Genomic DNA, 17,811 nt, shown 5'->3' on the forward strand with positions numbered 1-17,811 from the left:
TCAATGCGCTGTCCTGTTTAATTCTTCACCAATATTCTGGGGGTATTTTTCTGCCAGCTTTCTGATGTCGTAACTGAATTCAGTAAAAAGTTTTTCCCATTGCGCTGCCGTTTCTGATGTATAGAGATAAAATCCTTTGGCATTACTCACGCCTTTTGCACCGCCTGCTACCAGTTTTTCCATCATAAGTGGTGCTGAGGAAGTATTGGAAAGTTCAGGGAAAAGATCTTGCATCACGGTCAGATAAGCCGGAATTCCGGTGAGATCCATAAAGCGGAACGGTCCTGCAAAAGTGATCCAGTAACCAAGATCGTTCCTTAATGAGCGGTCCACATCTTCAACCGTCGCATATCCATTTTCAACCAGATTGAAAGCTTCACGAAGCATGGCGTACATGATGCGGTTGGTAATAAAACCGCGGATATCTTTTCTTAAAAGCGAAGGTTCTTTTCCCCAGCTTTCAGCCAGTGCTATAATTTTTTCAGCATAAATGATATTTGTATCTTTTCCGCAGATCACTTCCATGAAGCGCGTAATATGCGCAGGTTCCGCCCAGTGAATACCCAAAAGCCGCTCAGGGTTTTTAAGCCCCTGCTGCAAAACAGAAACTGGAATTGCGGAGGTATTACTTCCAATAATTGCAGCCGGAGAAATTACGGATTCCAGCGCCTGGTATACCTTTTTCTTTTCTTCAACACTTTCAATAATTGACTCAATAACGACTTCATGTTCAGCTAAATCCTGCACAAGATCGGTAATCGTTAACCTTTCAATTACAGTCTGTGACGTTTCTGAAAGCAATTCTTCTTTTTCCAGTTCAACCAAAAAATTATAAATTCTTTGTCTCGCAGAAGGCGCTTCAATGATGTCTTTTACAAGGGAAGTTACCTGATGGCCAGCTGCCAGAATGCAGGTTGCAATGCTGCTTCCCATCAGGCCAAGTCCTACCGTTCCGATCCTTAATTTTTCAGCCATAATGTTACCGTCAATGCTGGGATTATTTTGTCTTTATTCTGGCAATTGCGTCAATTTCTACCTTGATTCCATCGCCCAAAACAGATTGAACTGTTGTTCTGGCTGGTTTTATCCCTGGAAAAAATGTGGCGTAAACGGTATTGTACCGGTCAAATTCATTGATATCGCTTAAATGTGCACTGCATTTTACAATGTCGTCCATGCTGCCGCCAGCCGCTTCTACGATCTTTTTTATATGATTGAGTGTATTGCGTGTTTCTTCTTCAATTGTTCCATGAATTACCTCACCGGCGGCAAGATCCACTGAACCTTGTCCACTGATAAATAACCAGCCGTCGATCAAAACGCCGGCTGAATAGGCGCCGGTGCTGACTTTTTTATCCGGATGTTCAATTTCTATTTTGCTCATTATTTCTTTGAAAGATCTCTTGATAAAGGCCAGTTTTTAAATGATTGAAGAAATTCAGTAACCGAAGCCGCTGCACTTTCCAGCAAATGTTTTCCCTTCTCAGCATTGGCCAGCTGCGGTTCTCCGCTGCTACCGTTTGAGGAAATAAATTGCGTTTGTTTGAATAGGGTGACACCCCGGTATGCCTCGTCATCTTCCCAGAGAATATATCCGTTACTTTCCGGCCGCATTGGGCGCACGGCATTTTCCATCCATACTTTTTCAGGAAAAAGGTGAAGCATCATGCTGGTTTCGTACTCACAGGCGTGGCTGAGCGCGGGACTTTCCATAGGCGACTGTCCTGCGAAAACTTTACCGGCCGTCTCCCAATAAGTGACCAGTGCAATGTTGGGTGATAAATCTGAATCGTATTTATTTCCTAAAATTGCCAGCGCCTGTTTCACCGGAGTAATATTTCCCCCATGCCCGTTTAGCAAAACAATTCTGCGAAAGCCACTTTTCAGCATGGATTCAACAAGCTCAACAATAATCAACGTATAGGTATCAGCGGTAATACTGATTGTTCCTCCAAATGCCAGGTGATGATGACTTGAACCATAAGCCAGTGTCGGGCAAAGCAAAATACCTTCACTTAGATTTTGCTCAGCCTTTTGGGCAATCCAGGTTACCAGATCTGTATCCGTGGAAACACCCAGATGCGGACCATGCTGCTCAATGGCGGCTATTGGTAAAACAATAACCTTATCTCTAAGCTGGTTGATCTTTGGATAGCTCAAATCTGAAAACTTCATAATATTCACCAACGTTTACAAATACATTTATCTCTTAAAAGCGACCTGATAAATAAGTTGCTCTGAAATAGTATTATAATTTGATCAATTATTGTTTACAAAAATATGTATATTTTGTAAACAATAAAATAGTTTGACAATATAATTTTGAATTTGGCCGCGCGAAATTTTACCATGATCAAAAATCAGGTTTAAATAGTTCTTCAAAAGACTTTGTTGCCACATGATCCGGATTATTTTGAATGCGGTAATCATTCACTTTCAGATGCAATTTTTGCCAAAGGGCGTGCTCGACATCAAATCTTCCCAGAATTGTATTAAGCCGGTAAGGTTTGTATTCTGAGTTCCAGGCCTGTTCGTAAGCCGATTTTAATGCTCCGTTTTCATCCATCATATCAACAAGCAGTCCGTGACACAAATAAGTGATGTCATAAACCACAAAATCGTTTTTCTTCTTTTTCAACATCGAATCATTCCAGCGGTCGCAAACCGTTTTTGCCCAGAGAAACCTTGTGGCGGTATAATGCATAAGTCGGGCCGAAACTAAAAGGGAATTTATGAACGGTGCATCATTTTTATCACATTTTTCCAAAGCGGAAATAAGTGCTGATTGCGCTTCTTCACTGTTTTTTCTGGCATTTTTAAAATCCGCAAGATGTTTTTCTGTGTTGGAAAGATAATAGGGCAAAAACGGATTTGACCAGCTTTCGATGATTGTTCCTCTTGGCATTCCATTGGTATTGCGACCAAGACATTTGTCAAGATTTTGATTTGATTTTTGAAGAAATTCAAAGGCTGATTTCATTTTATCCGCTACTTTGGGAAAATTAAGAGCCGCAAAATCGGAGGCAAATTTATTTTTATCCGCTGTAATTCCTTGCCATGCACCAATGCTGCCGTAAGCCATAAAGAGCCAGGAAGGTCGGAGGAAAGGTTCAACAGGATCGGTCCACACTGAATTAATAAATCCCAATGTTTTATTGCGGATTCCTGCTTTCAAACATAGGTCAATATTGGTATAAGTATAATCTGCATCGGGATAAATGTGGCCCCAACCGGATACGGCAGGCTGAATCAGGAATTTTCTTTTTTCTACAAGAACCGGATTTAAATACCTGTTAATCTCAACAGTATCAGGTTTATATTCCCAGATTACCGGAATTACGTCCTTTGGGATTTTACCAATTATTTCCGGATAATAGTTATTCATGTCCGTCCAGGTCATAACGGTTTTACCATATTTTTTTAATTCAGACTGAACGAAATCCAGCTGTTGCAGCCAGAGTTTTTCCGAGCTGATTTTGATATCGCCATCATCTGCAATGCGTTTGGTTTCCCAGGTTTCATCAAAACCGACATGGATAAACGGACTTTTGAAAAGTTGAGTATACTGACCAATCCAGTTGGTTAACAGTTCATTGACTTTTGGATTTCCTGGATCCAGCTCATGACCATAATGGCCGATGGAAAGATTCGCATATTTCTCATTTCTAAGCAGTTCATGCAAATGGCCATACAGATTTAAAAAAGGAATCACATCCATATGACGCTGTTTTCCGTAGGCAATTATTTCGACAATATCCTTTTTGGAATAACCTGTTTTGTATCCCAGAGAAGGAAAACCATCGAGTTCGATGCTTACCTCATTATAAAAATAATATTGATTGGTTTTGAATTTCGCCAGAAAATCAATCTGCTTTTTTATTTCATCCACCGTCAAAAGACCACCGTGGGCGAAATCCATCATAATCCCCCGGTAAGTAATTTTTGGTTTGTCCTTAATGGTAATAAAAGAGAAAGCAGCATTTTTGCCATATCCCTGAGCCAGCTGACGAAGGGTTTGTACAGCATAATATAAACCTGTGGAGGTATGGGCTTCAACCTGGATTTTTCCTGATGAAATGCTTAGTTGATACCATTCTCTTTCACTGTTTCCATCCATTTCAGAAACCTCGGCAAGTTGATGTCCGGTTTCTTTAATTTTAAATTGAAAAGTAGCCTGTGACGAAATTGAAGCTGTTTTTGGATATTTTCCTGTGCGTTCCTGAACAACGGATTTTAGCTCATTCACAGCGAATGATATATCCTCCGATGCATTTTTTGGAACAAATACTGAAAGGTTTTCAAGTGGAAATACTCCTTCTTTGACCTGAACGAAATTGGGTTTGGGTAAAAGTAAAGGCTCATTTTGTGCAATTGCACTGATACTAAAAAGAAATAAAATCCAGGTTTTTGTAACTGATTTTTTCATTCTGAGATATTTACGAAATGATTTTTAACCTGCGTTGATGTGATTATTTTGGCCAGTCTTTTAAAGGTGGCAATGGATTTGTCGCTTTAATTTTGCCACTTCCCGGAATTAGAAATACCTGAAATGTTTCTTTTTTACCTGCCGGAATTACAGTTTCAAAGCCAACGAGCGTGGTGTCCGGATTTGGATCATCATAATCGTGCGGCGGATTTGTTGTCCAGGTTTTTATTGAAATGTCAGCTGAATTTGGAATGCTGATTATCAGTTTTTTGCCATTCTGGATCAATTCAGCCTGATTACCATTTAATTTTACTTTGGCAGATGTCAGCATAACCCAGCGGACTTTTGTGTCCTTGTTCAGATTTTCAATTTCATCTGAAACAACTACATATTGTCCATCCATAAGCGCAATACCACGCTGCGCTTTTTTAACCTGACCTTTATATATGGACGAAATATCCGTAACCGCATTTGTGAAGTGTAAATTTTCGGAATAGTTTGTAATAGGAGCGTAACCGTCCACGCGCTGCAAAGAATCGTTGAATGTTAAAGTGTTGTGTGAGAAGTTGTTATACCTAAATATCTCCCAGCGTTGTCCATTTTGTTTATTCGCCCAAAGATCGATGTTTTTCAGTTCCAGTGCTGTGTATTCCTGAAAACCAAAATCTTTTGCCCAGCGGATTCCGTCTGCTTCCAAAACAAAAGAACCAGCGTCCATATGTCCGTGCGTGACAGACGGTGAGCCGCCTTTTATCCCCACAAAAATAGCATTGGGATCTGTCCATGAAGACCTTATTAAAGCCACAGGATTTTTCCCGGCGCCAGTCCAGATTCTGTTTTTGGGAGCGCTAATCTTTTCAATATCAATATTTTGTCCCCATAGCATGAGCGCAGGCAGAAGTCTGTCGGTGTTTTGGGCGAGTTTTTCTTTTGTTAGAAAGATGCGCTCGTTCCAAAGCAGTAAAGGATCCTCTAATTTACTCGCAAACCAGAACATGGCTGGCTGTAAAGTAGAGGTTTCGGAAGCATCCGAGTAGTTGAAATTCTTACCCGTAGGCCCGATCATATTTTCAAGATAAGCGGCCGTTTTTAAAAATCCCGGTATTTTGTTAAGTCCAAAATCAGTTTTGAAAACCTTTTCAATGGCATTCAAAAACATCACATTGAAAGTTGTTCCATAACTCCAGTAGGTATATCCTTCGGCAAATGCACCGTCCGGACCATTGTCTATCATTGCAATTTGAATACTTGCAATGGTGCGGTTAATGACCTTTTCTGCCAGTGCCGGATCATCTTCATAAACTGCGAGCGCACCAAAAGATCTGCCTGCATTACATACCTGATTCCAGTTATTGGTGACAGACAGCCATTTGCGGTAGTTTGGATAGGCGGGATCAAACGATGTGGCGATTCCTTTTTTTTTAATCGCTTCCTTAATAATTGAACGCGATTTTTCGGACAGATCATGATACAGCCAATCATAACCGATTGCGACGGCCATTGTCATTTCGGTAACGTCCAGATAATGGTCCGGATTCCAGTCTGAGAAATTGGATACAGCTAATAATTCCTGCTCGGCTCTGTTTAGATATTTCCTTTCATGTGTCATTCGCCAGGCATAACTCAGATGGAAAACCCGGTTCAGGCATTCTCTGGATTTGGCTAAAAGTCTGACGCCAAAAAGAATTCTTTCAACAGGTTTTGTCAAAAGCATACTGTCACATTTTAATAGAATTTGCTTGTGAACCTCTGACAGTATACGTTGTACTAAAATCGCTTTTTTGATATTGTTTTCTTCACCTGCCAGCAGCAGTATTCTGGGATGATCAGGAATGGGTGCAGCGGAATTAATAAATTTCAGCGAGTCTATGTGATGAGGTTGAGCATAGATTGCTGAAAAATTAATCAGTAAAAAGAAAAACAATCCGAAATACCGCATTTTGAAATTGTTAAAGTTGAAATTTCTTTGAATCACAGCACTTGTTTAAAAGTGCTGTGATTCAAAGAAATACTAGTTTTTATCCCACCACAATGGCGTCGCTGCATTGTCGGGACCGCCTAACATTTTAACGGCTTTGGCCACTTCGGCTGCATTGGTCTGTTTTTCGGTATCCAGAAACGGCATGCGTCTGATGAAAGTACCTTGCGGCAAATCCGTGTTTTCGCTGTGTACAACCGTATAAAGTTTTGGAAGCCCGGATCTTCTTAATTCTGCCCAGCCTTCTGCGCCGTCAGGATATAGTGCTAGCCATTTTTGCTGCGCGATTTGTTTTCTTTGCATACTTTCTGTGCCGCTGAAAAGTACCGGATAGTCATTCACAGCGGGAGAATTCATGCCGTCCTGTGGTGCAATCGGCGTTGCTGTGCTGCTGATGTATTTCGTAATCGCTGCATTGTCAGTAATTCCCCACTGGGCCATGGAAGCCTGGATTCCTTTTTTGTAAAAATCCTCAGCGGTTCCTCCCATATTCCAGCCGTTAAGCGCACCTTCCGCACGAAGAAAATAGGCCTCTGCGGTATGCATGATATCCTGGGAAACGTTGTAGGTGGTTTTCCAGTCGTTGTTCACCCAGTTTACCCAGCGCGTTCCCATATTGGAATTGAATAATCTTGAATTGATATCAAGGATTTTTTCAGAAGTAAAAAGTCCGTTTCTCACGCCTTCGAAAGTTCCGGTTGAGATGGCTGGCTGAAAATAAACCGGCAAACGCGGATCATTGTATCCTTTCAAAACGGATTCCATCGCAGCACTCATCCGGATATCATCCCAACCGGAAGTTACAGCTAATCCGTTGTATTCGTTGTAGGTCGTTGTGGATTTTGGCATATAGGCATCGTCTGCAATATCAGTCAAAACACCGGCAGCCACGGCCGCTTCCGCCTGCTGTTTGGCAAGCGTCGGGTTTACTTTCGAAATACGAAGTGCAAGTCTGAGCCTTAGCGTATTAGCAAATTTCATCCAGGCTGTGGCCGGGCTTGCATTTTTGTTGTAAATTAAATCGTAAGTCCCAAAAGGTTTGTCAGTATTATGCGCTTTCAGAACGGTTGAAGCAGCATCAAGTCTTTTAAAAAAATCATAGTAAACCGAATCCTGCGGAGTATAAGAAATATATCTGTTACCGGAAGCTGCATCAAAATAAGGAATCGGGCCGAAATAATCGGTAATTCGGTGAAACATCCAGACCCACCATATATTGGCTAGCGCATTTTCAGAAGTTTCGGCTTTGGTGCCGGCCATAATGGTTTTTAACTGCGGCGCGGCTGCGGTATAAACTGGATTCCAGCAAGCCGGCATCCAGTCCTGACGAATCACATAACGATCCGTAGGAAACGAATGGGCTGCCTGGGAGAAAAACTGGGAATATACCGAAGCAATGGTTCCTTCGCCAACCTCAAAATTATCGGGACTTAAAGTGGGCGTCATCAATGCATACGCAAATTGAAAAGGGTATTCAGTAGCGCCAATGGTACTGATTTTGGTTGCATCGGTATTGATCGAATCGTAATCATTGGTGCAGCCATGGAGCCCGATCGCCGTAATGGCGAGTAAAAAAAGCTGGTTTTTTATCGTCTTAAACATGATATAATATTTTAAAATGACAGTTTCAGGTTAAGTCCAATATTTCTGGTCGAAGGAAGATTGTAATACTCAATTCCCTGATAATTACTATTTCCAAAACTAACTTCCGGATCAAAATCCATTTTACGTTTGCCGATTCCGGGGATATCCAGAATGGCGTTGCCGCGGTAGATAAAGAAAAGATTTCGGGCTACAAAAGATAGTCTGGCCGATTTGATAAAACCTGGAAGATTACCAAATGAATAACCGAAGGTCAATTCCCTGACTCTTACGTTGGTTGCGTGGTAAGAGAAAAATTCACCCCAGGAGTAGTCGCCCTGCGCAACAGTTTGCCAGAATTTTTCAGCATTGATTGCGACTGTGTTGGGTGCTCCTTCCGGCGTTACTGCATTTACTGTCCATGATCCTGCATCGCGGAAATTTTCAGTTACGGATGAAGTTCCCGCATAAGCCGTTTGCGCTGCTGTTCCTGAGGTGATTATACCGCCAAATTTGCCATCAACCAATACGGATAAGGTCCAGTTTTTATAAGAAAAACTGTTGCTGAAACCTGCTGAAAATTTAGGATTGTAGTTGCCAAGTCGTTGGATATCATCGGTTTTAACCGGAACACCGTTGGTGTTAACCACATATTTTCCGTTCAGTGTTTTCCATTTATAACCGTACAAATCACCATAAGATCCGCCTTCTTTTATCAATGGCGTAGCTGTACGTACACTGGTTGATGAACCCAGATAAAGCTGGCTTACACCTTCGTAAAGTGAAATAACTTTGTTGGTGTTGACAGCATAATTAAGGCCGACATTCCAGGTGAAGTTTTTGCCCGTAACCGGTTTTCCGGATAGTACAAGCTCAAAACCTTTATTTTGGATGTTCCCTGCATTGACATTTAAAGTAGAATATCCTGAGGAAGCTGGTGCGGCAACATTTAGCAGCTGATTTTTTGAATTGGTTTTATAATAGGTAAAATCAACCCCTAAGCGACTATTGAAAAATCTCCATTCGGTACCAAATTCTGCCGATTGTGTTAGTTCAGGTTTTAAATTTGCTATGGCTTTTGTGCTGCTGCTGGCAATATATCCGCCGAAACCTCCACGTATATACGTATAAGTCTGACCTAGCAAATAAGGATCTGCATCGTTACCAACTTTGGTAAGCGAGCCCCGAACTTTTCCCAGACTAACCCATGAAGGAAGTTTCAGCATTTCAGAAACAATCGCCGAAAGTCCTACCGATGGATAGAAGTAAGAATAAGGCGATGGCAGCGTGCTTGACCAGTCATTTCTGGCTGTAAGATCCAAAAACAGGTAATCTTTGAACGAGAACTGAGCTGTTCCATACACGGATTGTAATTCTCTTTTTGTCGTGTTAGCTTCTACTTTAAGTGTGGTGGCGTAGCTTAAATCATATTTGTTGTTGAATCCAAGTCCGTCAGCTGCATTCACACGGTGACGAAGATTTCTGTTTAAAACCGATCCTCCGATATTGTAATTAATTTTGAAATCAGAAGTAATCTGATTGTTGCCCGTCAGAAGGATGTCCAGGTTTCTTTCGGAGATAAAATCATTTCCTTCCGAGTAGTAACCGCCTGGCTGTCTGGCATAATTGACCGTATTATTGGCGTATTTCTGGGTGATAAAATCATTGTAACTATCCGAACTCACGCGTCCCTGGATATTAAGCCAGTCGGTCAGTTTGTATCTCAATACCAAGAGACCGGTAACTCTGCTTCTGTTTTCGTCGTGATGAGTATTATTGATTGTCCAGTAAGGATTCATATAAACCGGGTCCGGACTGGTCCAATAAGTTGGCGTTTCAACGCCGGTAATGCTAACGTTTTTGTAGCTTTTTAAAGTTTCCGGATCCACGCTGCGCGGCATGCGGTATACGTTGGCTACAACCATACCATCTCCACCGACTCCCGGTTTATTTTTGATACCCTGGATCAGGTAGGTAACTTTGGCGTCCGCTGTCAAACGGTCTGTAAGATTGAAGGTGACACGGGAGTTGAAAGTATTTCTGGTCAGGCTGTTATAAGGTACAATCCCGTTGATAAAATTATTTGAATATGAAAAATAGGACTGGACTTTGTCTGAGCCAGCGGTAATCCCAACAGAATTATTATTGGAAACTGCGGTGCGGAAAAAGTCTTTTACATTATCAGGATAAGCCTGAAGACTCACCGTATTTCCGGCCCAGTTGGTAACACTTTGTCCTGCAATTTTTGGTCCCCAGCTGCCATTGGTTATTGTAGAATAAGTCCCGCCAGCGCCCTGAGCGTAAGAATTTTGGAAATTTGGGGTAGTTAATGCTTTGTCAAACGTAACGCCGGAATTGAAGTTGACGTTGATCTTTCCACTTTTGCCTTTTTTTGTTGTAATGATAATAACCCCGTTTGCAGCACGACTTCCATACAAAGCCGCACCGGCTGCACCTTTAAGTACATTGATGGATTCAATGTCGTCAGGATTAATATTGGATGCTCCGTCGCTGCCGCTCTGCCCGCCGCTGTCATAGCGGACCTGTCCCGCTGGTGAGGAATTGTCAATTGCTACCCCGTCGACCACAATCAGCGCATTGTTGGAACCCTGAATTGACCGGTTGCCGCGCAGAACGATGCGGGTCGCGCCGCCTGGCCCGTTCGCTGAGGGCGTGATCGTAAGGCCCGCCACTTTTCCTGAAAGTGTATTAGTAAAGTTGGCATCTCTTACTTCGTTTACCTGTTCTCCTGTGATTTTCTGTGTGGCATATGTAAGGGTTTTTGCAGATCTTTCAATACCCAGCGCTGTTACTACAACTTCCTGTAAGCCAACACTTTCTTCTGCCAGGATTATGTCGCCCAAATCGGATTTACTACCGATTTCAATTTCCTGGGATTTCATTCCTATGTAAGAAATCACCAGCGTGTTTGCATTTGCCGGTACGGTAATATTGAAGGCGCCGTCTTTGTCTGCCAGTACACCTGATGTCGACTGTTTTGCGATAACAGATGCGCCGGGAACCGGAGCGCCTTTATGGTCCAGAACCCTTCCTGTAACTTTTTTTACCTGCTGTGCCTGAGCCGGTGCCAGAAATGTAATCAGTATTAAATATAAAATGAAAGTGGCAGCAGTAAATCGGGACGTAACGTAGGGCTTTGGCCGGAAATCTCTTAACAGAGGTGACCTGAATGTTTTTGTAGATTTTTTCATATTCTAATTTTTTTCTGAACACGAATTGGTAGTAATGGTTAAATTCTTACGGCGCATGGCCTGCTTGTTTCCAGCGATCTGTACTGGGTTACTGACTTGAGTCAAACTGTTGAGGATACTTTGGAAAGACAATTATTTTGTCATAGGCAAAATATGGTTTAGTAAAAATAAATATTTCAAGCTCTGGTTTGTGTGAAGCTTTATTTTGGTTACTATAAATTGCGATAAATTGTTAACAAATATATTAATATTTTGTCAACAAAAAAATTGACAAAATATTTTTCAGGTAAAATCTATATTTTCTTATCACATGAAAGCAAAGAAGCCGGCTTTTGGGATTTTCCCAAAAGCCGGCTTCTTTATCTTTAATATGATTTTTTACTGTTTTTATTTATTTAAATCTAGGAAAGATCAATAGATGCTACTTCACCTCGTATTAAATGTTTAACAAGCGCCTCTTCTGCGCGCTGAATATTTTTTTCTCTTATACCTGCTACAATCTCGCGGTGCTCCTGGTCGGTAAGTTCGTAATCATCCATGTGTGTCTGCATTTTTCCGAGCTTTTGATGAAACAAAGGAATGTTACTGGCTTTGTACAAGTCGATAAGTTTATCATTACCAGCATATTCAATAAGTGTTTCATGAAATTTGACATCTGCTTCGCAAGCACCTCCGAAATACCCACGTTCAACCATTGATGAGAAATCGTCACAAATTCTTTCAAGCTCTGTTATGCCTTTTTCATCAATTTTTTGCATCACCAGTCTTAATGCTCCCACTTCAAGGATCTCCCTAAGTTCGCGAATGAGGTGACTGTCTTCTACCGTAAGAGTTTTAACAAAAAAGCCTCCTTTTTCTCCCTGTACAATCAATTGCTCACCCATTAATCTTGTCAGCGCCTCACGGATGGCAATACGGTTTGCATCCAGCTTCTTAGCCCACTCATCTTCTTTTAGTCGTGTACCAGAAATAAGCTGATTGGATAATATTTTTTTTCTTAATTCAATATATGCCTTATTGGATAGTGAATCTTCTTTCATTTTGTGTAAACAAAAATTAAAAATTTAGTTAACTAAATAACGATGTAACAAAGGTAAACAATAATAGTAAAAAATATTATTTTGTCGTATCGTTGATATCTTTTCAGTTGGACGTCAATTGCTTTAACTGAGATTGGATTTTTATTTGCCTGCCATGGTCTGAGTCGGGGCATTTAATAACGTATTTTCATTTTTTAGTTAGGAAAAAATGAAAACTGATATCTATGTCTCTCAAAGATTCTTAGGTAACTTAACAATAAAATAGAAGAAATACAGCTTTTTTCTCCGCGTTAGCGAAAAAATCAAAAATTGATTTTTATTTAAATTGAAGATTTCAAGATCAATTTGTGTGATTAAAAGGAGGTGCTAAGTTTATCTGTGTATACTTCAAAAAATGCCTCTAATAGTCCATAGGGCCATTTTTTATTTAAATAATAGGATATTTTAATAAAATTTAAAAAGTATTTTTGCGTTACATTAAAGACGGATTTAATAAAGACTTTTGTTTACGTATTTAATAGATGAGCCCTGGATTCCGGGGCTCTTTCTATTTTTATAATCGTATCTGGAATATAACGGTAAAAGATGGTACTGGTGGTAGGAAATCGCATGGACAATTGATTCCTTCCTCGTAAATTGTCTGCGTAATTTTTAATCACACCACTATCAACATGAAAAAAGTCGAAAAGAAGCAAAACGACAATTCCGGATTCTTCGCGGATATCACTTCACTTATTGAGCAAAGCAGACAAAACGTCGCAACAACTGTAAACGCCGAAATCACACTATTGTATTGGAATATTGGTGGCAGGATCAATAAGGAAATATTAAAAAATACCAAGGCAGAGTATGGCAAGCAGATTATTGCCACCTTGTCGCATGATTTAACTGCAAAATTTGGTATCGGGTGGAGTAAAAGACAATTGCATTACTGTTTGAAGTCGGCAGAAATATTTCCGGAAATTGAAATTGTGCACGCACTGCGTGCACAATTGAGCTGGACACATTTGAAACAGATTATTACAATTGATGATGTTATAAAGCGTAACTTTTACATAGAAATGTGCAAGCTCGAAAGATGGTCGTCAAGGCAATTGCAGGAGCGGATTCAATCTATGTTATTTGAGCGTACGGCCATTAGCAAAAAACCGGAGCAGACTATCCAAAATGATCTGGACCTTCTTAAAAATCAGCAAAAAGTTAGTCCGGACATGGTATTTCGGGATCCATATTTCCTGAACTTTTTGGGCCTTTCCGATACTTATTCCGAAAAAGATCTGGAAACTTCCATTATTGTTGAATTACAACGCTTTATAAGTGAAATGGGAAGTGATTTTGCTTTTATGGCAAGGCAAAAAAGAATTACTATCGATGATCGTGATTATTATATTGATCTGGTTTTCTTTCATCGAAGACTTAAATGTCTTGTGGCGATTGATCTCAAAATCGGGGAATTTGAAGCCGGATTTAAAGGCCAAATGGAATTGTATTTAAGATATCTGGAAAAGCACGAGCAATTGGAAGGAGAAAATACACCCATCGGACTGATTCTTTGTACAGGAAAAAGTAAGGAGCATGTTGAATTATTGCAGCTTGACAAAAGCAATATCAGAGTAGCAGATTATTTGACCGTTTTGCCTTCACAAAAACTTTTGCGTGAAAAATTGCATAAAGCCGTAGAAATTGCGCAGCAAAAACTTTTTCAGGAAGACTGAAATTTTGACATAACCAAGTTGACTAATGATAAACAAAAACATCAAACTTTATTTACTTATCACAACAGCTATTTTTCTGAGTAGCAGCAGTTTCTCTCAATCCGTTACGGAAATCAAAAAATTTAAGGTAACGGAGGCAAAGCAGGCAGTTGCTGTGGACGATCAGTTTTTTTTACGTGATCAATAACAGCACGATTGGCAAATTTACTAAGGGAGATGGAAAGCTCGTAACCACCTGGGATGGAACCAGCGATGGAATTAAACATTTGAATAGTGGTGTAGTCATCAAAGGGAAGCTTTATTGTGCCAACTCAAATTATCCTGAAATTCCAATGGCAAGTTCAGTAGAAATTTTTGATGTTAATACGATGAAACATATTGGAAACCACAGTTTTGGGATCGCTGAACATGGTTCATTGACCTGGATTGATCAAAAAGATGGTTTTTGGTGGATCGGGTTTGCACATTATAGTGGCAAGGAGGCGAGTGAGGGCAGGGACGTCCGCTGAACTTCACTGGTGAAATTTGATCTCGAATGGAGACAGACAGAATCCTGGATATTTCCCAGGAATATTGTTGAGCTTTTTACTCCAAAAAGTAATTCTGGAGGTGCCTGGGGGAACGACGGATTATTGTATTGCACTGGCCACGACAGGCCGGAGCTCTATGTAATGAAACTTCCGAAATCGGGTTATACACTTGAACATGTGCGCACACTTCCTGCTGAAATTTATGGGCAAGGAATTGCGATTGATCATTCCGTAAAAGACAAACATTTGATTTATGGCCTTAACCGAGCCACCAGTACGGTAACTTTATCAGAAATTAAATAGTCAGTTTTAAGAATTTGGACCGGTTTTATTACTCTGTTTTATTTACAAAATCATCAACGTTAACAACCCGACATGTCAAAAGAGCAGCAATATATTCCGGCATCAAGTCTGGACTTTTTAAAAGTATTAAGAGAAAATAATAACCGTGACTGGTTTAATGTGCATAAGGATGAATTTATTGAACAACAGGCTTTCGTAGAAGAATTCGCAGGATTGTTGCTGAATGAACTCAACAAACATGATTTAATTGAAACGCCGTCAGGCAAAAAAATCCTGCACCGGATTTACCGCGATACACGTTTTTCAAAAGAAAAAATTCCATACAAAACCAACTGGAGTGGCAGCTTTACAAGGGCAACTAAACAAAGAAGAGGCGGATATTATTTTCATATCGAACCGGGAAACAGCTTTGTAGCCGGCGGATTTCAGGGGCCTAATGCGGAAGATCTTAAAAGGATCCGTGATGAAATTAGTTTTGACCCGGCACCTTTGCGAAAAATTCTGAATAGTAAACCTTTCAAAGATACGTTCGGGACTTTGCAGGGTGAACAGGTGAAAACTACACCCAAAGGTTTTGGTAAAAATGATCCGTCTATTGAGCTTCTTCGTTTTAAACAATTTTTGCTGATCAAAAGATTTTCAGATGATCAGGTTCTCAGCGGTTCCTTGTTAAAAGAAGCCAGTGACGCCTTTAAAAATATGCGTCCATTTTTTGATTATATGAGTGAAGTTCTGACTACGGATATGGACGGAATTAATCTTTGATAAAATATTTTGTTGTTTCAATAAAATCAAACTATCTCAAATTGAATCATTATCCTGAATATTGTTTTAATTTGAGATAGCTGATCAAACTCCAACTTCATTTTTAGTTGTTTTAAAACTGCGTCGGTAATCGCTCGGGGTCACCATCAGGTTTCGGAGGAAAATTCTTCGCATGGAAACAAGGCTTACCAGTCCGGTTTTTTCTGCAATTTGTTCGATATTTAAATCGCTTTCTTCAAGTAATTTACGCGCCATTTCTACACGAAATTTTTCTACGAATTTGGCAGGTGTTAAACCTGTTTCTTTCAAAAAAACTCTTGCAAAATTTCTTGGGCTCATATTGCTCTGAGCGGCGAGCTGTTCCACACTTAGATCTTTATTCAAATTCGAAATCATCCAGCTTTGAATTCTACCCAGGACGCTATTTCCCAATTCCGGTTCTGGTAACAGGTCTGCAAATTGATTTTGAAATCCGGGACGTTTCAGGTAAAGTACAAGATGCCGGGCGACGGAAACGGCAATTTCCCGGCCATAATCTTCTTCTACCAAAGCCAGTGACAAATCAGTTGCGGAAGAGACTCCTCCCGAAGTATAAATATTTCCGTCTTTTATAAACAACTGGGATGAATTAACGAGTATATCAGGAAAATCATCATGCAATTTGTCGCCCTTTTCCCAGTGAGTTGTTACATTTTTATTGCTTAAAAGTCCGGCTTTTGCCAAGGCAAATGTACCCACACAAATAGAACCGATTCGACGGACTTTCGGATATATCTGTGAAAGCCATTGATACAAATCCGATCTCTCAATGACAGGATTATTAAAAGTGTATCCCGCAACGAGCAGTGTATCAATAGGTTGATTGATATCTTCGATTTTAAGCGGACAACTCACCGCAATTCCGGATCTTGTTACGACTTCATTGGAACGGTCGGCGGCGACTACAATGACTTTATAAGCGTTTTCAATGCCAACCTTTTCATGAAGAACTTTGGATGCCTGATAAAACACATCGCCCGGACCTGCAATTTCGAGTAATGGCAGGTTCGGGAATGCGACGATTACAACAAGTTTTGAGTGCTTCGTTACTTGCAATTCATTCACTTATTTTGTAGTATTTATGAGTTCGGAGACAAGTTCGGAAATCCGGTTTGAAATTCCGACTTCATTGTCGTACCAGGCAACCACCTTCACAATTTTTCCAATACTTCTTGTCAGCGTTCCGTCGACAATGGATGAGTGCGTATTACCTAAAATGTCAACCGACACAAATTGTTCTTCTGTATATTCAAGCACGCCATTCAGCTCATTGGACGCATATTTTTTCAATACTTCATTAATATCATCAGCCGAAACCTCAGTCGACAAATTCAGAGAAAGATCGACAATTGAACCATCCACCACAGGAACCCGGTAAGAAAATCCATCCAGTTTGCCTTTTAAACCTGTCAAAACATCACCAATCGCTTTTGCTGCACCAGTTGTGGTTGGTATAATGGATTGACTCGCAGCTCTGGCTCTTCTTAAATCCCGGTGAGGCGCATCCTGCAAAACCTGATCGGCGGTGAAAGCATGAACCGTACTCATATAACCGGATTCAATTCCGAATTCCTTATCAAGTACATGAAGAACAGGGGCAATCGCGTTGGTTGTACAGGAAGCCGTTGAATAAATATCATCATCGGCGGTAATAATGTCATTGTTAACACCGCTCACAATCGTTTTGACACCACCGGTTGCAGGAGCTGTAATCAGTACCTTTTTTGCACCGGCGTTAATATGCGACTGTGCATGTTTACGATCTGTAAACCGGCCCGTCGATTCAATAACAACATCAATATCAAGATTTTTCCAGGGAAGTTTTTCAGGATCTTTTTCACTTAAAAGAACAATATCCTTTCCGTTTACTTTGATATGAGTACCGTCTTCCGAAACCTGGCCTGGAAAGTGGCCATGTGAGGAATCGTATTTAAGTAGGTGTGTAAGCGTTTTTATATCAGTCAAATCGTTGATCGCTACAACTTCAACATTTTCCTTATTTTGTAATGCACGTAAAGTCATACGTCCAATTCTTCCGAAACCATTGATTGCAATTTTCATATTCTTAGCTTTTTTGTTACCAAAATTGGTTCTGTTTAGAACCTGATTACGTAACAAATATAGCTGATTGTCTCCTTGTCTGAAATGACAAAAAATATACAAATTCTGCCAAACCGGGTTGAAATAATTTTATAACTGGCACAGGTAATTTTGCTCGAATT

The 17,811-nt window shown here is 40.4% G+C and carries 14 protein-coding genes; 4 read left to right on the plus strand and 10 right to left on the minus strand.

All coding sequences use genetic code 11. From position 1 onward, the window contains the following. From IEE83_RS06405 to IEE83_RS06440, 8 genes are all read right to left on the minus strand, one after another. Window positions 1-975, minus strand: coding sequence for a 3-hydroxyacyl-CoA dehydrogenase family protein (locus tag IEE83_RS06405; protein WP_194119786.1), 975 nt, complete (start codon window positions 973-975; stop codon window positions 1-3). Window positions 976-997: 22 nt separating this feature from the next. Then, window positions 998-1,384, minus strand: a complete 387-nt coding sequence (locus IEE83_RS06410) for a RidA family protein (RefSeq protein ID WP_194119787.1) — start codon at window positions 1,382-1,384, stop codon at window positions 998-1,000. Further along, window positions 1,384-2,175 carry a creatininase family protein gene (locus IEE83_RS06415; RefSeq protein WP_194119788.1) on the minus strand — a complete coding sequence of 264 codons (792 nt, stop codon included), beginning with the start codon at window positions 2,173-2,175 and terminating at the stop codon, window positions 1,384-1,386. Before IEE83_RS06415 ends, IEE83_RS06410 begins: the two co-directional genes overlap by 1 nt. Before the next feature lie 178 nt (window positions 2,176-2,353). Beyond that, window positions 2,354-4,426 (minus strand): family 20 glycosylhydrolase, encoded by a 2,073-nt coding sequence (locus IEE83_RS06420; RefSeq protein ID WP_194119789.1) that lies wholly within the window; start codon window positions 4,424-4,426, stop codon window positions 2,354-2,356. A gap of 43 nt (window positions 4,427-4,469) precedes the next feature. Beyond that, entirely contained in the window at window positions 4,470-6,365 is a 1,896-nt protein-coding gene (locus IEE83_RS06425; protein ID WP_194123317.1) for a heparinase II/III domain-containing protein, read from the minus strand. Between the two features lie 72 nt (window positions 6,366-6,437). Further along, window positions 6,438-8,006, minus strand: coding sequence for a SusD/RagB family nutrient-binding outer membrane lipoprotein (locus tag IEE83_RS06430; protein ID WP_194119790.1), 1,569 nt, complete (start codon window positions 8,004-8,006; stop codon window positions 6,438-6,440). Between the two features lie 11 nt (window positions 8,007-8,017). After that, the gene (locus IEE83_RS06435) at window positions 8,018-11,197 is read right to left on the minus strand and encodes a SusC/RagA family TonB-linked outer membrane protein (RefSeq protein ID WP_194119791.1); all 3,180 of its coding nucleotides are present in this window, start codon (window positions 11,195-11,197) and stop codon (window positions 8,018-8,020) included. 401 nt (window positions 11,198-11,598) lie between these two features. Continuing rightward, window positions 11,599-12,237 (minus strand): GntR family transcriptional regulator, encoded by a 639-nt coding sequence (locus IEE83_RS06440; RefSeq protein WP_194119792.1) that lies wholly within the window; start codon window positions 12,235-12,237, stop codon window positions 11,599-11,601. 671 nt (window positions 12,238-12,908) lie between these two features. Between IEE83_RS06440 and IEE83_RS06445 the strand changes: the two genes are divergently transcribed. The 4 genes from IEE83_RS06445 (at window position 12,909) to IEE83_RS06455 (ending at window position 15,550) form a co-directional block, all read left to right on the plus strand. Then, window positions 12,909-13,952 carry a PDDEXK nuclease domain-containing protein gene (locus tag IEE83_RS06445; protein ID WP_194119793.1) on the plus strand — a complete coding sequence of 348 codons (1,044 nt, stop codon included), beginning with the start codon at window positions 12,909-12,911 and terminating at the stop codon, window positions 13,950-13,952. 176 nt (window positions 13,953-14,128) lie between these two features. Further along, window positions 14,129-14,461 carry a hypothetical protein gene (locus IEE83_RS32860; protein ID WP_228101697.1) on the plus strand — a complete coding sequence of 111 codons (333 nt, stop codon included), beginning with the start codon at window positions 14,129-14,131 and terminating at the stop codon, window positions 14,459-14,461. 9 nt (window positions 14,462-14,470) lie between these two features. Beyond that, window positions 14,471-14,785, plus strand: coding sequence for a hypothetical protein (locus IEE83_RS32865; protein ID WP_228101698.1), 315 nt, complete (start codon window positions 14,471-14,473; stop codon window positions 14,783-14,785). Between the two features lie 72 nt (window positions 14,786-14,857). Further along, on the plus strand, window positions 14,858-15,550 hold the full coding sequence (locus IEE83_RS06455; protein ID WP_194119794.1) for a DUF2461 domain-containing protein: 693 nt from the start codon (window positions 14,858-14,860) through the stop codon (window positions 15,548-15,550). Between the two features lie 84 nt (window positions 15,551-15,634). Here IEE83_RS06455 and IEE83_RS06460 read toward each other — a convergent pair whose 3' ends face one another. Continuing rightward, window positions 15,635-16,654, minus strand: coding sequence for a GlxA family transcriptional regulator (locus IEE83_RS06460; RefSeq protein WP_194119795.1), 1,020 nt, complete (start codon window positions 16,652-16,654; stop codon window positions 15,635-15,637). Next, a complete protein-coding gene (gap, locus tag IEE83_RS06465; protein ID WP_194119796.1) occupies window positions 16,655-17,650 on the minus strand; it encodes a type I glyceraldehyde-3-phosphate dehydrogenase in 996 nt (331 codons plus the stop codon). Window positions 17,651-17,811: the final 161 nt, after the last annotated feature.

Source organism: Dyadobacter subterraneus (assembly GCF_015221875.1).
GTDB classification, from domain to species: Bacteria; Bacteroidota; Bacteroidia; order Cytophagales; family Spirosomataceae; genus Dyadobacter; species Dyadobacter subterraneus.

Excerpts from the sequence above, each read along its gene's own strand:
- IEE83_RS06425 (WP_194123317.1), bottom strand. The coding sequence starts at position 6,365 with ATGCGGTATTTCGGATTGTTTTTCTTTTTACTGATTAATTTTTCAGCA.
- IEE83_RS06440 (WP_194119792.1), bottom strand. The coding sequence starts at position 12,237 with ATGAAAGAAGATTCACTATCCAATAAGGCATATATTGAATTAAGAAAA.
- IEE83_RS06445 (WP_194119793.1), top strand. The coding sequence starts at position 12,909 with ATGAAAAAAGTCGAAAAGAAGCAAAACGACAATTCCGGATTCTTCGCG.
- IEE83_RS06415 (WP_194119788.1), bottom strand. The coding sequence starts at position 2,175 with ATGAAGTTTTCAGATTTGAGCTATCCAAAGATCAACCAGCTTAGAGAT.
- IEE83_RS06430 (WP_194119790.1), bottom strand. The coding sequence starts at position 8,006 with ATGTTTAAGACGATAAAAAACCAGCTTTTTTTACTCGCCATTACGGCG.
- IEE83_RS06410 (WP_194119787.1), bottom strand. The coding sequence starts at position 1,384 with ATGAGCAAAATAGAAATTGAACATCCGGATAAAAAAGTCAGCACCGGC.
- IEE83_RS06405 (WP_194119786.1), bottom strand. The coding sequence starts at position 975 with ATGGCTGAAAAATTAAGGATCGGAACGGTAGGACTTGGCCTGATGGGA.
- IEE83_RS06435 (WP_194119791.1), bottom strand. The coding sequence starts at position 11,197 with ATGAAAAAATCTACAAAAACATTCAGGTCACCTCTGTTAAGAGATTTC.
- IEE83_RS06455 (WP_194119794.1), top strand. The coding sequence starts at position 14,858 with ATGTCAAAAGAGCAGCAATATATTCCGGCATCAAGTCTGGACTTTTTA.
- IEE83_RS06420 (WP_194119789.1), bottom strand. The coding sequence starts at position 4,426 with ATGAAAAAATCAGTTACAAAAACCTGGATTTTATTTCTTTTTAGTATC.
- gap (WP_194119796.1), bottom strand. The coding sequence starts at position 17,650 with ATGAAAATTGCAATCAATGGTTTCGGAAGAATTGGACGTATGACTTTA.